The sequence below is a fragment of the Streptomyces sp. NPDC101776 genome, from assembly GCF_044766845.1.
In the GTDB taxonomy this organism is placed as follows: domain Bacteria; phylum Actinomycetota; class Actinomycetes; order Streptomycetales; family Streptomycetaceae; genus Streptomyces.
Genome location: NZ_JBIWMV010000003.1, coordinates 214,881 through 229,981, shown reverse-complemented (window position 1 = coordinate 229,981; position 15,101 = coordinate 214,881). Strand labels below are relative to the sequence as shown.

Sequence of the window (15,101 nt, the reverse complement as noted above, 5' to 3'; positions counted from 1 at the left end):
CGTGCAAGTAGCCGGGCCGGTGCGGCGGTGGTGTCAGGCGGCCGGATTCTGGGTGAGCCCGACGAAGTTCCCGTCCGCGTCCTTCACGAACGCGATGAGCTTGCCGCCGCCGACGTCCTGGACGTCCTGGACCAGCTCGGCTCCCGCCTCCACCATCGCCGCGAGCCGTGTCCGGATGTCGTCCACGGTCCAGTACGGCACCGGTCCGGTCATGCCCTTGGCGTGCCCGTTCGGGTCGAGGCCGACGTCCTGTCCGGCGGCCTTGTAGCCGACGTAGTACGGCTCGTCCGCGTACGGCTCGACCCCGAGCAGGGCGCCGAACAGGGCCTTCGCGGCGTCGAGGTCCTTGACGGGGTAGATGATCGTGTTCAGTCCGTCGGTCATGACGAGCTCCTCCGTGCGGTGCGGTCCGACGGTTTTCGCCGGTGAATTCAGGCTAGGGCGCGGGAGGGGGTGAGGGCTTCTCGAATCCTGACTGGCTGCCCCGACCCGCCCGACAGGCCTGACGCGCTGCCCGGTCCCGCGCCGATCAAGAAAACGGTAAGAACCCCCCGTCACACCCGCCCCACCTACAACCTTCCGTCCCGCCGTCCCGTCCAACTCCCGCCCGGCACCGATCAGTTGCCGGGGTCTCTGCTGTCCCAACTGGGGGATTTCATGAGTTCTGTCTCCGTCGGACGCGTGCTGCGTCGCGGGGCCTGTGCCGGAGCCGTGGGGGCGCTGGTCGTCGCCGGACTCGGGAGCGGGGCGGCGGTCGCCGACGACGTACCGCAGACCGATGAGCTGGCGATCCACTCACCGTACGACGTGACGGCGACCGTCGCTCCGGACGATGGTGTCGCGCAGTACCGGCCGCTGGTGCTGGGCCTGACGCACAGCAATGACACCTTCACCCTGACCGACGGACACCTGACCGTCGACGCCTCCGGGCTCGCGGGGGTCGCCGAGGTGGCCTGGCCCGCCACCTGCGCGCCGGACACCGCCGGCACCGTCGCCGTGTGCGACACCGGGGACGTGCCGAACCGCTACAACCCGCAGGTGCGGCTGAAGGTGCGGGCCCTCACCGCCGCCGCCCTCGGCGCGCAGGGCACGGTCACCTACTCCGCCGAGGCCACCGGCGCCCCCGACGGCACGATCGTCACCACACGGAGCAACGACACCACCGTCACGGTCGGCTCAGGCGTGGACCTCGGCATGGGCACCCCGCAGGATGCCGCCGGCGTCGCACCCGGCAGCAGCCTCACCGTGCCGTCCTCGATCACCAACACCGGCAACGAGACCGCGCACGGCTTCAGCGTGAACATGTGGGCGACGTACGGCCTCGACGTCACCACCCGCTACCCGCAGTGCGCCTACACGGGACCGGACGTCAACGGCACCGGCTTCACCACCGTGACCTGTTCCTTCGACACCGAGATCGCCCCCGGCGCCACCGTCGAACTGCCGGAACCCCTCCAACTCGCCGTCACCGAGCACGCGTTGTACGACCGCTTCGACTACGACGTCGAGCCCGCCGCCGACGTCACCGACCTCGACAGCTCGGACAACAGCCGCTCCTGGCACATCACCGCGGACAACACCGCCGACTTCGCCGTCTACGGCACCGAGGCGAGCGGCGCGGCCGGCGACACCGTCACCTCCGGCTTCCGCTTCGTCAACCACGGACCGGCCTGGGCCGGTGACATCAGCGCCGGCGACCCGATCACCACGATCGACTTCTACGCCCCGCAGGGCACCGTCGTCACGTCCGTGCCCAAGACCTGCCACAACGCCTGGACGTCCGGCGACGATCCGACCATCGCCCACTACGCGTGCACCCTGCCGACCTGGGCCAAGCCGGACCTGGACGTCGGCTTCCCGTTCCAACTGCGCATCGACACGGTCGTCCCGGACGCGACAGGACACGTCACGACCCGGGCCTACAACGGCACGCCCCTCGCCTTCGACACGAACACCGCGAACAACACGGCCGAGGTGATCGTCAACCCGTCCGCCTGACGGCGGTGGGAAAGGGGCGCGCTCTCCACCGGGAGCGCGTCCCCTCCTACGTCGACTCGCGCTTCACCAACTCCGTCGGCAGTATCACCGCCGCCGTGTCCTCGCCCCCGATCTGCGCCAGCAGCACTCGCACCATCTCCGCGCTGATCCGGTCGAACGGCTGCCGCATCGTGGTGAGTTCGGGGCTGGACGCGAGCGCGGCGGGGGAGTCGTCGAAGCCGCCGACCGCCACGTCCTCCGGCACCCGTCGTCCGGCCCGCTCCAACGTGGTGAGCACGCCCCGCGCCATCAGGTCGGAGGCGACGAACACGGCGTCCAGGTCCGGGACCTGGGCCAGCAGCCGCTCGGCGCCGCGCTCGCCGCTGAGCCGGCTGTAGTCGCCGGAGACGACGAGATCGTCGTCCACCGCGATGCCCGCCTCGGCGAGCACCTCCTTGTATCCGGCGAGGCGCTCGACACCGCCCGGGGTGTCCAGCGGACCGGTGACCGTGCCGATGCGGTGGCGGCCGAGGGAGAGCAGGTGCCGGGTCATGTCACGGGCGCCGTCCCGGTCGTCGGCGGCGACATAGCTGATCTTGGAGCCGAGCCCGATCGGCTTGCCGCACGCGACCAGCGGCACGCCCGCCTCGCTCAGCTCCTCCGCCACCGGGTTCCCGGAGTGGCTGGAGACCAGCAGCACCCCGTCGACGTGCCCGGAGGTGATGTACCGCGTGATGCGCCGCCGCTCGTCCTCGGTGCCGGCCAGCATCAGCAGCAGCGGGATGTCGTGCGCGGCCAGCGCCTGGGTGCAGCCGCGCAGCAGGATGTTGAAGTTGGGGTCCTCGAAGAACTTCTCCTGCGGTTCCGTCAGCAGGAAACCGACCGAGTCCGAGCGCCCGGTGATCAGCGAGCGGGCGTGCCGGTTCACGACGTAACCCGTCCTGCGGATGGCCGCGTTGACGGCCTCCTGCGCGGCCGGGCTCACATAGTGCCCGCCGTTGAGGACCCGTGACACCGTGCCCCGTGAGACACCGGCCTCGCGCGCCACGTCATGGATCGTCGGCGGCCTGCGCCGACCCCCCGTATTGCTCATGGTCATGACTCTACGGCGCCCGTGCCCGGAGCCTGAAGCACCGCTGGGAGACCTCTATGGGAGCGTTCACAGCATTCACGGCAGAGAAACATCGGGGACACTTGTCAGCGGTCACTGGCGTGCGGTTATGTTGAGGCGGCGCCGTAGGGCGCGCTGTGTGCACGTTCCCAAATGATCGACTACGGGAGAGATCCATGCCGGAGACCACCCTGAAGGGCCTCACCAGGCTCGCCTTCGGTGGGGACTACAACCCCGAGCAGTGGCCGGAGAGCGTCTGGCAGGAGGACGTCCGGCTGATGCGGGAGGCCGGCGTCACCATGGTGAGCGTCGGGATCTTCTCCTGGGCACTGCTGGAACCCGAGCCCGGTGTGTACGACTTCGGCTGGCTCGACCGCCTCCTCGACCTGCTGCACGAGCACGGCATCCGCGCCGACCTCGGCACCCCCACGGTCGCCCCGCCCGCCTGGTTCTACCGCGCCCACCCCGAGGCCCTGCCCGTCACCGCCGACGGCACCCGCTACGAGTTCGGCTCACGCGGCGCGATCTGCCACAGCGACGCCGACTACCGCGCCGCCGCCGCGAACATCACCACCCAGCTCGCCGAGCGCTACGGCACCCACCCGGCCCTCGCGCTGTGGCACGTCTTCAACGAGTACGGCGTCCCCGTCTCCGCCTGCTACTGCGACTCCTGCGCCGCCCACTTCCGCCGCTGGCTGACCCGGACGTACCAGACCGTCGACGGCGTCAACGAGGCCTGGGGCACGGCGTTTTGGGGCCAGTGCTACGCGACCCTCGACCAGATCAACCCGCCCCGGCTCACCCCGACCGCCGTCAACCCGGCCCAGGCGCTGGACTACACGCGGTTCGCGGACGCCACGATGCGCGAGAACTTCGTCGCGGAACGGGACATCCTGCACCGCCTCGCGCCCGGTATCCCGGTGACGACCAACTTCATGGCCGCCCTCAGCCAGTGCGAGTCCGTCGACTACTGGGCCTGGGGCCGCGAGGTCGACCTCGTCACCAACGACCACTACCTGATCACCGACGGCCGGCGCACCCACGTCAACCTCGCGATGGCCGCCGACCTCACCCGCTCCGTCGCGGGCGGCGCCCCCTGGCTGCTCCTCGAACACTCCACCTCGGGTGTCAACTGGCAGCCCCGCAACCCCGCCAAGGCCCCCGGCCAGATGGCCCGCAACGCCCTCTCGCACGTGGCGCGCGGCTCGGACGGCGCGATGTTCTTCCAGTGGCGTCAGTCCCGGCGCGGCGCCGAGAAGTTCCACTCCGCGATGCTCCCGCACGGCGGCACCGGGACCCGCGTCTGGCGCGAGGTCGTCGAACTCGGCGCCTCCGTCGAGGAGTTGAGCGAGATCCGCGGCACCCGCACACGGGCCGACGTGGCCGTCGTATGGGACTGGCAGTCGTGGTGGGCGCAGAAGCTGGAGTGGCGCCCGAGCGAGGACCACGACGCCCGCGAGCGCGCCGACGCCTTCTACGAGGCCCTCTTCGACCGTCACCTCACGGTCGACTTCGCCCACCCGGAAGCCGACTTGTCGGCCTATCCCCTTGTCGTCGTACCCGCCCTGTATCTGACCACGGAGGCGGCCGGCCGCAACCTGAAGCGGTACGTCGAGCAGGGCGGCACCCTCGTCGTCTCCTACTTCTCGGGCATCGTCGACGAGCACGACGCCGTCCACGAGGGCGCGTACCCCGGTGCGCTGCGGGACGTACTCGGCCTGACCGTCGAGGAGTTCTCGCCCTTGCTGGCGGGGCAGCGGGTGCGCATCACCGGACCCGACGGCTCCGAACTCACCGGCGACGTGTGGACCGAGTTCGTGGTGCCGCGCGGTGCCGAGACCGTGTGGACGTACGCCGAGGGACTCACCGCCGACCACCCGGCCGTCACCCGGCACCGCCTCGGCGAGGGCACCGCCTGGTACGTGTCGACCCGTCTCGACGCCCACGGCCTGGACGCCCTGCTCGGCTGGGCGACGGAGGACGCCCGGATCGCGCCGCGCGCCGAGCTGCCGTACGACGTCGAAGTCGTGCGCAGGGAAGGCGAGTCGGGCAGCTTCCTGTTCGTGATCAACCACAGCGCCTCGGACGTCAAGGTGCCGCTGGGCGCCGACGGCACCGAGCTGCTGACCGGCGAGCGCGCCGCGGGCGACCTGGCGGTCCCCGCCGGAGCCGTTCGGGTGCTGCGGCTCGACGGCTGACCCGGCTCCCCTCCGCCCGCGCGAGCCACGAGCCGCGGGCGGAGGGGGACGCCCGTCGTCCGGCGCGCGTGCGTTCTTGTTCGGCTGGGGCGGTGTGGTTCGGCCAACTCCGTTTCCAGGAACCGGAGTTCGTTCCCGGTGGTCTCATCGCGTCCCGCCTGTCGCCCCACGCCCCAGTGGCTGCGGCCGTGCCGAACAGGAACGGTCGGTCCCGGACAAGGGTCACCGAGTCCGGGACGCGATGGACCGTGCTGCGGGACAGTGGGAGGGCACGGCAAGCGGCGTGCAGGACGGAGGGGCACGAGATGCTGAGGACTCCGGTTGGTCAGCGACGATTGGACATCCTGGAGTGGCTGAGAGATCCGGCCGCCCACTTCCCGCCCCATCGGTACCTCGACGAGGCAGGGGTCGGTTCGGAGGCGGTGGCGGCCAAGCTGGGCGTGTCCCGCCAGGTGGCCGAGACCCACCTCGAACTCCTCGTGTCCCTGGGCCTGTTGCGCACCCGGCGGATCCGGCTGCGCACCTACTACCGGCGCGACGAGGTCCGTATCGCCGAGGTGGCCCGGATGTTCGAGAAGGGCTGGTAGGGCGGGACCTCAGAGGGTGTCCTGCGGCGAGGGTGTCGGAGGCGCTTCCGGTTCCGTCTCCTCCTCCACTGTCTCCTCCGGCTCCGTGCGGAAAGCCGCGTCCGGGTCCCCGAACCGCTCGCACAGCAGCCGGCCCACCAGCGCGCCGCCGTAGAGCACGAAGCCCACGCCGACCAGCCAGGACTCCACCACCAGGACCGTGCCGACCGGGCCGTAGCTGACCGCCTGCGTGACCAGGAGCGGAGTGAACACCAGATACGAGAACCAGCGCAGTCCGACCAGGCCCGCCATCGTGGCGAGCGCGCCCGGGAGCAGATAGCGCCAGTGGACCTGACGGCTGAGCAGGAAGTGCGGGCCCCACCAGAAGAAGAGGAGGCCTGCCGCCATGCTGAGCAGGATGCGGGGCGTGCCCTCCAGGACGGTGCGGGTCTGCACCTGCGCGTACAGGTAGCCCATCAGCATGACCAGCCAGATGAGTTGGCGCCAGATGCGATGCCAGGGTGCGCCGGTAGGACGCCACACGTGCTCGTAGCCGTTCTGCACGCTCGACGCGAAGGACAGGCCGAACAGCGCGAGCAGCGCCACGCTCCACGCGCTGGTGGTGCCGATGACCTTGCGCGGCGGGGTGAAGACGTCGGTGAGCGCGCGGGCGGACCGGCCGGACAGGTCCATGCCGTCCACCAGCCACAGCGCGAACCCGCCGTGCCCGATCGGATCGGCCGCGGCCACCACGATCAGCAGGGGCGCCAGCGTCACCAGGGCCAGCGTCGCGAACCCCATGGCCCGGTGGAGCAGCTCCAACTCCCGCCCGCGCCGGTTGAGTTCGGCGAGGCCGAGCCCCTGCCACACCGCCCGCACCCGTCTCACCGCTGCCGTCCCGCACGACGGGTGGCCGACCGTGACATGAGGGCCCCCTTCTCGCCGACCGGCAGCGGGATCCGGGTAGCCGGCAATACGCTCGGCAAACGTGACCGGATGCCGCGATGACCGGGAAGAGCAGCAAGCGTACGCTCGCCGACCCGAACCGTGGAGGCTTTCATGGACCGACCCGAGGCCCTGCTCGCCCGCCGTTACGTCGCGATCGGCGGCCGCGGCCCCGAGGACGTGGTCGCCGACACCCGGGGCCGGGTGCTGACCGGCGTAGAGGACGGCCGCATCCTCCGCCTGGACGGTCTGAGCGACCCCGAGACGGTACGGGTGGAGACCCTCGCCGACACCGGCGGCAGGCCACTCGGCCTCGAACTCCTCGCGGACGACGCCCTGTTGGTGTGCGACGCGGAACGCGGGCTGCTGGGCGTCGACTTGGGGGACGGTACGGTGCGCGTCCTCGCCGACTCGGTGGCGGGGGAGCCGCTGCGGTTCTGCAGCAACGTGGTCGCGCTGTCCGACGGCAGTGTGTACTTCACCGTCTCCAGCCGCCGCTACCCGCTCCACCAGTGGCTCGCCGACATCGTCGAACACACCGGCACCGGACGCCTGTTGCGCCTCGCGCCCGACAGCGGCACCCCCGAAGTCCTGCTGGACGGGCTCCAGTTCGCCAACGGGCTCGCCCTCAGCGCCGATGAGTCCTTCCTGGCGATCGCCGAGACCGGCGCGTACCGCCTCACCCGCTACTGGCTCACCGGACCGCGGGCGGGCCGTAGCGACGTCTTCGTCGAGGACCTCCCCGGGATGCCCGACAACATCTGGCGTGCCGGAACCGACGGGCCGATCTGGGTGGCCCTGGCCGGTCCCCGGGTGGCCCCGCTCGACCTCCTCCACCGGGGCTCGGACGCCGTACGGCACACGGCCGGCCGTATCGCCGTCCATGTGCCCTTCCACCCCACGGGCATGATCGGGGCCTTGGCGGTCGACGACTCGGGACGGATCGTCCACCACCTCGTCGCGCGCGGCTCGTCCTTCCGCATGGTGACCAGCGCCTGTGAGGCGGTCGGCCATCTCGTCCTGGGCAGCCTCCGCGAACGCGGTGTCGCGCTGTGCGAGCCGCCCGCCCCGAAGTGACCCCGGCAGGCCCCCGGCGTTACCCTGATCCCCGGCCGCGATCAGCTCTCGCGGCGCGGCGGTGGGGCCCGCCGTACCCGAACCGCGGCAGTGGTGCCGCCAACGGTCCCTACTTGTAGAGGCGTGTGCCCTCAGGGCCCCCGACGAGTAGGAGACGTACGGCCATGACAGCCCCCGAAGCCGAGAGCCTGCGCGCCCCGACCCGACCCCCGCGCCCGTCCGTCTGGCGCGGCCAGGGAACCGTCGTCGCGGTGGTCGCGCTCGGCGGCGCGATCGGTGCCGTGGCCCGCTACGCGGCGTCCCTGTGGTGGCCCGCGCGGAGCGGCGGATTTCCCTGGGCGACGTTCGGGATCAATGTGGTGGGCTGCGCCGTCATAGGCGTGTTCATGGTGGTGGTCACCGAGGTGTGGGCCGCTCACCGGCTGGTGCGGCCGTTCTTCGGCACCGGTGTGCTCGGCGGCTTCACCACCTTCTCGACATACGCCGTCGACATCCAGAAACTGGTCGACGCGGGCCATCCCCGCACCGCGCTGGCCTACCTCGCCGCGACCCTGCTCGCGGCGCTCGCGGCGGTGTGGCTCGGAGTGACGGCGGCCCGGCGCGTCCTGAAGCGGAGGCAGCGATGACCAGGCTGACCGGCAATGCCCTGCGCGTGACCGTCTTCATCGGCGAGAACGACACCTGGCGCCACAAGCCCCTGTACTCGGAGATCGTCCACCGCGCACACCGGGCCGGGCTGGCCGGTGCCAGCGTCTTCCGGGGCATCGAGGGCTTCGGCGCCTCCTCCCTGATCCACACCTCACGGCTGCTGTCGCTCAGCGAGGACCTGCCGGTGGCGATCGTGATCGTGGACACCGAGGAGCGGGTCCGGGCGTTCCTGCCGCAGCTCGACGAACTCGTCGCCGAGGGCCTGGTGATCCTCGACGACTGCGAGGTCATCCGGTACGTCGGCCGCGCGGACGACTCCGGCGAAACGGACACCAGGGGTCGCGCGAAGGGTAAGAGGTCGTTGTGAACTGGCTGTTGGTCGTCGCGGGAGCCGTCGTGGGTGCTCCGCTCCGCTATCTCACCGACCGCGCCGTGCAGACCCGACACGACTCCGTCTTCCCCTGGGGCACCTTCGCGGTGAACGTCACCGGCTGTCTGATCCTGGGCACGCTGACCGGTGCGGTGTCCGCCGGCGCGGCGGGCTCGCATCTCCAACTCCTCGTCGGGACAGGCCTGTGCGGGGCCCTGACGACGTACTCGACCTTCTCGTACGAGACACTGCGGCTGACCGAGACAGGGGCGGGCCTCTACGCTGCCGCCAACGTCGTCGGCAGCGTGATGGCGGGCCTCGGCGCGGTATTCGTCGGGGTGTCGATCGCGCAGGCCCTGTGGGCGTAAGAGGTCGGGCGGCTCCCGCGCCCGAGCGGCACCGCCCCCGGCGCTATTGTCTACAGCACTGTCGACCAATCCCGAAGAACTGGATCTCATGAGCGTCATCAGCGTCGGTCAGGCCGCCGTCCTCGGAGTCGTCGAGGGGGTGACCGAGTTCCTGCCCGTCTCCTCCACCGGCCATCTGAAGATCGTCGAGGGGCTGATGAAGATCCCCGTCGACGACGATTCCGTCGTCGGGTTCTCGGCCGTCATCCAGGTCGGCGCGATCGCCGCCGTCCTCGTGTACTTCTTCAAGGACATCGTGCGGATCGTGACCGCGTGGGGCCGTGGCCTGCGCAACCGCGAGGAGCGCTATCACCACGACTACAAGTTCGCCTGGTGGGTGATCTACGCGACGATCCCGATCGTGCTGGTGGGCCTCGCCGCGAAGCCGCTCATCGACGGGCCGCTCGGCTCGCTGTGGGTCGTCGCCGCCTCGCTGATCGTCGGCAGTGGTGTCATGTGGGCCGCGGACCAGATGGGCCGGCACAAGCGCGGTGAGGACGACGTCACGTTCAAGGACGCGATGCTGGTGGGCAGTTCACAGATCCTCGCGCTGCTCTTCCCCGGTTTCTCGCGCTCCGGCGCCACGATGTCCACCGGTCTCATCCTCGACCTGGACCGGGTCGCCGCCACCCGGCTCTCCTTCTTCCTCGGCATCCCCGCACTGACCGGCGCCGGCATCTACGAACTGAAGGACGCCCTGGGCGCGGGGGTCGGCGCCGCCCCGCTGGCCGTCGGCACGGTCGTGTCGTTCGTGGTCGCCTACGCCTCCATCGCCTGGCTGCTGAAGTTCGTCGCGAAGCACTCCTTCAACGCCTTCGTGATCTACCGGATCGTCATCGGGCTGCTGCTGTTCGGCCTGCTCGGCACGGGTGTGCTCAACAGCTGACACCGCGCGGACGATCATCGCGGAGGGCGTGAAGCCGGATTTTCAGGCCGCACGCCCTCTGTATTTTTCTTTTCCGATCGCTTGACAGCACTGTCCCGTCACCCGCAGGATCACGTCCGTGAACCTGTCAGACAGCCAGACAGGTGGAGTCGGGCCGCGGCGCGTCAGCGCCATGGAAGCGGTGCTCGTCCACCTCCGCGGCGCCATCGAGCGCGGCGACTACGCCATCGGCGACAAGCTCCCCTCCGAGGCGGAGCTGTGCCGCACCCTGGAGATCAGCCGGCCCGTGCTCCGCGAGGCCCTGCGGGCCCTGCAGACCATGGGGCTGACCGTCTCCAAGACCGGTAAGGGCACCTTCGTGGTGGCCAACGCCGTGGAGGACCCCACCTTCGGCGACTACGCGGCCAGCGACCTGCTGGAAGTGCGCCGCCACGTCGAGATCCCGGTCGCCGGGTACGCGGCACTGCGCCGCACCCCGGAGAACCTGGACCACCTGGCCCACCTCCTGGACCGGATGGAACAGGAGACGGACACCACCGCGTGGGTCGCGATGGACACCCTCTTCCACCTCACCGTGGCCGAGGCCGCCCAGAACCCGGTGTTCCGCCGGGTGATCGAGGAGATCCGCGACGCGCTGGCCCGCCAGTCCGCGTTCCTCAACGAACTCGGCGGCCGGCGCGAGCAGTCCAACCGTGAGCACCGGGCGATCGTCGAGGCGCTGATCGACGGCAGCGAACCGGACGCCGTCGAGGCCATGTCCCACCACCTCGACCGGGTCGAGACGACCCTCACCGACATCGTGCGCCCCACGCGCACGGACACCCCCACGGAAGGCGGACCCGAGGCGTGAGCGAGCAGTCCCTGCACGACAGCGAGCAGCCCCTGCACGACAGCGAGCAGCCCCTGCACGACGGCGTGCAGAAACGATCCGGCCATGTTGACGCCGGAGACGCCGGATACAGCAAGTCCCTGAAGTCCCGGCACGTCAACATGATCGCCATCGGCGGAGCGATCGGCACGGGCCTCTTCCTCGGCGCGGGCGGCCGCCTCGCCGACGCCGGCCCCTCCCTCTTCATCGCGTACGCGGTCTGCGGACTCTTCGCCTTCCTCGTCGTCCGCGCCCTGGGCGAACTCGTCCTCTACCGGCCCTCGTCCGGCGCCTTCGTGTCGTACGCCCGCGAGTTCCTCGGCGAGAAAGGGGCCTACATAGCGGGCTGGATGTACTTCCTGAACTGGGCCACCACCGGCATCGCCGACATCACCGCCGTGGCCGTGTACACCCACTACTGGGGCATGTTCTCCGACATCCCTCAATGGTTGATCGCATTGATCGCCCTCGCGGTCGTCTTGACCGTCAACTTGATCTCTGTACGGCTCTTCGGCGAGCTTGAGTTCTGGTTCGCGATCATCAAGGTCGGCGCGCTCGTCGTCTTCATGCTCATCGGCATCTTCCTGCTGGCCACCCAGCACCAGGTCGACGGCACCACCCCCGGCCCGTCCCTGATCACCGACAACGGCGGCATCTTCCCCAACGGCATGCTGCCCATGCTCCTGATCGTCCAGGGCGTCGTCTTCGCCTACGCCTCCGTCGAGTTGGTCGGCGTCGCCGCCGGCGAGACCGAGAACCCCGAGAAGATCATGCCGAAGGCGATCAACTCGATCATGTGGCGTGTCGGCATCTTCTACGTCGGCTCGGTGCTCCTGCTCTCGATGCTGCTGCCCTGGAACAAGTACAGCGCCGGCCAGAGCCCCTTCGTGACCGTGCTGTCGAACATCGGCATCCCGGCGGCGGGCGGTGTCATGAACCTCGTCGTCCTCACCGCGGCCATGTCCTCGCTCAACTCCGGCCTGTACTCCACCGGCCGCATTCTTCGCTCCATGGCGATGTCCGGCTCCGCACCCAAGTTCACCTCGGTGATGAGCCGCAGCCAGGTCCCCTACGGCGGCATCCTGCTCACCAGTGGCATCTGCGTCCTCGGCGTCGGCCTCAACTACGTCGTCCCGGCGGACGCGTTCGAGATCGTCCTCAACTTCGCGGCGATCGGCATCCTCGCCACCTGGGGCATGATCATGCTCTGTCACCTCCTCTTCTGGTGGAAGACCGAGAAGGGCGAACTCTCCCGGCCCGGCTACCGGTTGCCGGGCTCCCCCTGGACCGAACTCGTGACGCTGGCCTTCCTCGCCTCCGTCCTGGTCCTCATGTACGCCGACGGCGGCGCCGGACGCACCACCGTGCTCTGTCTGCCGCTGATCGCCGCCGCGCTGGTCGCCGGATGGTTCGCCGTCCGCCGCCGCGTGACACACATGTCCACCACCGCACCCGACGCGTGAGACCCACGCCGTCCTGACCCCGACAGGCAGCGATGTACAGCAGTCCCCTCGCGGACCCACCCCTCATCCGTGAACCCCTCCACGCACCCGTCGCCCACCTCATCCGCGGCGGAATGACCGAGGGCATCCACTACGGCTCCGTCGTCGTCCTCGACGCCGACGGCCAGGTACAGCTCCAACTCGGCGACATCGAGGCCGCGTTCTACCCGCGCTCGGCGATCAAACCCCTCCAGGCCGTCGCCATGGTCCGGGCGGGACTCCCGCTCGACGGCGAACTGCTCTCGCTCGCCGCCGCCAGCCACTCCGGCGAGGAACGCCACCTCGCCGGGACCCGGCGCATCCTCGAACTGGCGGGCCTCGGCGAGGACGATCTGCGCAACGTCCCCGATCTGCCCTACGGCCCCGACGTCCGCGACGCCTGGGTGCGCGAGGGGCGGTCGCCGTCCCGGCTCGCCCAGAACTGTTCCGGGAAGCACGCGGCGATGCTGTACGTGTCGAAGCTCAACGGCTGGTCCCTGGACGACTGTCTCGACCCCGGGCATCCGCTTCAGCAGGCGATCGCCGAGATCGTCGAGGATCTCACCGGGCAGCGGATCGCTCGGGTGAGTGTCGACGGGTGCGGGGCTCCTCTGTTCTCCATCTCCCTGCACGGGCTTGCTCGGGGTGTCTCGCGGATCGTCACTTCCGCGCCGGGGACGCCTGAGGCTCGGGTCGCGGACGCGATGCGGGAGTTCGCGGAGATGGCGTCCGGTTCCGGGCGGGATGTCGCCGCGTTGATGCGGGCCGTGCCGGGGCTGTTGGCCAAGGACGGGTTCGAGGGGGTCGAGGTTGCCGCCTTGCCTGATGGGCGAGCTGTTGCCGTGAAGATTGCGGATGGGGCCAACCGGGCGCGAGTTCCTGTGGCGGCCGCGGGGCTAGTGCGGGCCGGGGTTTCCGCCTCGTTGCTCGGCGAGTTCGCGGGGGAGCCGGTGTTTGGTGGTGGGGAGCCGGTGGGGTGTGTGCGGCCTGTGCGGGCTTTGGACCCGGTGTCGCCGTTGTCCGCGTGTGCCTAGATCGGTTGTGGGGGATGCGCGGGTCCGTTGTGGCTGGTCGCGCAGTTTCCCGCGCCCCTGAAAACAGTCCTCGACCTCTTCTGAAAGTGAACCCGATGACCGTCGCTGTCCGTCGCGAACATGATCTGCTCGGGGACCGGGATGTACCCGCTTCTGCCTACTGGGGTGTTCACACCCTGCGAGCCACCGAGAACTTCCCCATCACCGGGACGCCGATCTCCGTCTACCCGCACTTGATCAATGCCCTTGCCGCCGTCAAGGAAGCAGCCGCTCTCGCCAATGAGGAGTTGGGGCTGCTGTCGGCGGAGAAGACGGCCGCCATTGTCGCCGCGTGCCAGGAGATCCGGGACGGGAAGCTGCATGAGCAGTTCGTCGTGGACGTGGTTCAGGGCGGGGCCGGGACCTCCACCAACATGAACGCCAACGAGGTTGTCGCCAACCGGGCGTTGGAGTTGTTGGGGCACGCGAAGGGGGAGTACGGGTACCTGCACCCCAATGAAGACGTCAACCTCGGTCAGTCGACCAATGACGTGTATCCGACGGCGGTCAAGATCGCGACGGTCTTCGCCGTCCATGGGTTGATCGAGTCAATGGTTGTTCTTGAGGACGCGTTCGCCCGTAAGGCCGTCGAGTTCCGTGACGTGCTCAAGATGGGCCGTACACAGTTGCAGGACGCGGTGCCGATGACGCTCGGTCAAGAGTTCTCGGCGTACGCGGTCATGATTGACGAGGATCGTCAACGTCTTGACGAGGCTGTGCAGTTGATCCATGAGATCAACCTGGGGGCCACGGCCATCGGGACCGGGCTCAACGCGCCCGCGGGGTACGCGGAGTCGGCTCGGCGGCATCTCTCGGAGATCACGGGGCTGCCGCTGGTGACGGCGGCCAACCTGGTCGAGGCCACGCAGGACTGCGGGGCGTTCGTGCAGATGTCGGGCGTGCTGAAGCGGGTCGCGGTCAAGCTCTCCAAGAGCTGCAACGATCTGCGGCTGCTGTCCTCGGGGCCGCGCGCGGGGCTCGGGGAGATCAACCTGCCGCCGGTGCAGGCCGGTTCGAGCATCATGCCCGGGAAGGTCAACCCGGTGATCCCCGAGGTCGTCAACCAGGTCGCCTTCGAGGTGATCGGCAACGACGTCACCATCACCATGGCCGCCGAGGCCGGACAGCTCCAGCTCAACGCGTTCGAGCCGATCATCCTGCACTCGCTGTCGGAGAGCATCACGCATCTGCGGGCCGCCTGCCTCACGCTGGCCGAGCGCTGCGTGGACGGCATCACCGCCAACACCGAGGCGCTGCGCGCGAGCGTGGAGAACTCCATCGGCCTGGTGACCGCGCTGAACCCGCACATCGGGTACACGGCCGCCACCGACATCGCCAAGGAGGCCCTCGCCTCCGGCCGGGGCGTGGCCGAACTCGTCCTGGAGAAGGGCCTGTTGCCCGCCGAAACCCTCGCAGACCTGCTGCGGCCCGAGGTCCTGGCCGGCAGCGGCCCCGTGGCCGGCTGACCGCGGACGCGCACCAGGACCGGCCCGG

At 69.8% G+C, this 15,101-nt stretch carries 15 protein-coding genes; 12 read left to right on the top strand and 3 right to left on the bottom strand.

Features of this window, described 5'->3' with window-relative positions; translation table 11 throughout:
• Positions 1-33: 33 nt before the first annotated feature.
• Positions 34-384: a VOC family protein gene (locus ACIRRY_RS12515; RefSeq protein WP_200685675.1), complete on the bottom strand. Its 351-nt coding sequence runs from the start codon at positions 382-384 to the stop codon at positions 34-36.
• 273 nt (positions 385-657) lie between these two features.
• Between ACIRRY_RS12515 and ACIRRY_RS12510 the strand changes: the two genes are divergently transcribed.
• The gene (locus ACIRRY_RS12510) at positions 658-1,998 is read left to right on the top strand and encodes a hypothetical protein (RefSeq protein ID WP_403971301.1); all 1,341 of its coding nucleotides are present in this window, start codon (positions 658-660) and stop codon (positions 1,996-1,998) included.
• Between the two features lie 46 nt (positions 1,999-2,044).
• On the opposite strand, the gene ACIRRY_RS12505 is transcribed toward ACIRRY_RS12510, so the two are convergent.
• Positions 2,045-3,076 (bottom strand): LacI family DNA-binding transcriptional regulator, encoded by a 1,032-nt coding sequence (locus ACIRRY_RS12505; RefSeq protein WP_403971299.1) that lies wholly within the window; start codon positions 3,074-3,076, stop codon positions 2,045-2,047.
• A 188-nt stretch (positions 3,077-3,264) separates the two neighbouring features.
• On the opposite strand from ACIRRY_RS12505, the gene ACIRRY_RS12500 reads away from it, so the two are divergent.
• Together ACIRRY_RS12500 and ACIRRY_RS12495 are read left to right on the top strand one after the other, a co-directional pair.
• Complete coding sequence (locus tag ACIRRY_RS12500; protein WP_403971296.1) at positions 3,265-5,286, top strand: beta-galactosidase; 2,022 nt, start codon at positions 3,265-3,267, stop codon at positions 5,284-5,286.
• A gap of 305 nt (positions 5,287-5,591) precedes the next feature.
• Positions 5,592-5,873, top strand: coding sequence for an ArsR family transcriptional regulator (locus ACIRRY_RS12495; RefSeq protein WP_403971294.1), 282 nt, complete (start codon positions 5,592-5,594; stop codon positions 5,871-5,873).
• A gap of 9 nt (positions 5,874-5,882) precedes the next feature.
• Here the strand turns inward: ACIRRY_RS12495 and ACIRRY_RS12490 are convergent, their stop codons facing one another.
• Entirely contained in the window at positions 5,883-6,740 is an 858-nt protein-coding gene (locus ACIRRY_RS12490; RefSeq protein ID WP_403971292.1) for a ribonuclease BN, read from the bottom strand.
• A 171-nt stretch (positions 6,741-6,911) separates the two neighbouring features.
• On the opposite strand from ACIRRY_RS12490, the gene ACIRRY_RS12485 reads away from it, so the two are divergent.
• The 9 genes from ACIRRY_RS12485 (at position 6,912) to aspA (ending at position 15,073) form a co-directional block, all read left to right on the top strand.
• A complete protein-coding gene (locus ACIRRY_RS12485) occupies positions 6,912-7,874 on the top strand; it encodes an SMP-30/gluconolactonase/LRE family protein (protein ID WP_403971290.1) in 963 nt (320 codons plus the stop codon).
• 164 nt (positions 7,875-8,038) lie between these two features.
• Positions 8,039-8,500 carry a fluoride efflux transporter CrcB gene (crcB, locus tag ACIRRY_RS12480; RefSeq protein ID WP_403971288.1) on the top strand — a complete coding sequence of 154 codons (462 nt, stop codon included), beginning with the start codon at positions 8,039-8,041 and terminating at the stop codon, positions 8,498-8,500.
• Positions 8,497-8,889, top strand: a complete 393-nt coding sequence (locus tag ACIRRY_RS12475; protein WP_403971286.1) for a DUF190 domain-containing protein — start codon at positions 8,497-8,499, stop codon at positions 8,887-8,889. Before crcB (ACIRRY_RS12480) ends, ACIRRY_RS12475 begins: the two co-directional genes overlap by 4 nt.
• On the top strand, positions 8,886-9,260 hold the full coding sequence (crcB, locus tag ACIRRY_RS12470) for a fluoride efflux transporter CrcB (protein WP_200686325.1): 375 nt from the start codon (positions 8,886-8,888) through the stop codon (positions 9,258-9,260). Before ACIRRY_RS12475 ends, crcB (ACIRRY_RS12470) begins: the two co-directional genes overlap by 4 nt.
• An 88-nt stretch (positions 9,261-9,348) precedes the next feature.
• Positions 9,349-10,185: an undecaprenyl-diphosphate phosphatase gene (locus tag ACIRRY_RS12465; protein ID WP_403971284.1), complete on the top strand. Its 837-nt coding sequence runs from the start codon at positions 9,349-9,351 to the stop codon at positions 10,183-10,185.
• Between the two features lie 172 nt (positions 10,186-10,357).
• Positions 10,358-11,035, top strand: coding sequence for a FadR/GntR family transcriptional regulator (locus tag ACIRRY_RS12460; protein ID WP_402024560.1), 678 nt, complete (start codon positions 10,358-10,360; stop codon positions 11,033-11,035).
• On the top strand, positions 11,032-12,516 hold the full coding sequence (locus ACIRRY_RS12455) for an amino acid permease (RefSeq protein WP_403971282.1): 1,485 nt from the start codon (positions 11,032-11,034) through the stop codon (positions 12,514-12,516). The genes ACIRRY_RS12460 and ACIRRY_RS12455 overlap by 4 nt, the downstream gene beginning before the upstream one ends.
• A 32-nt stretch (positions 12,517-12,548) precedes the next feature.
• Complete coding sequence (locus tag ACIRRY_RS12450) at positions 12,549-13,568, top strand: asparaginase (protein WP_403971280.1); 1,020 nt, start codon at positions 12,549-12,551, stop codon at positions 13,566-13,568.
• Positions 13,569-13,663: 95 nt separating this feature from the next.
• On the top strand, positions 13,664-15,073 hold the full coding sequence (gene aspA, locus ACIRRY_RS12445; RefSeq protein ID WP_403971278.1) for an aspartate ammonia-lyase: 1,410 nt from the start codon (positions 13,664-13,666) through the stop codon (positions 15,071-15,073).
• Positions 15,074-15,101: the final 28 nt, after the last annotated feature.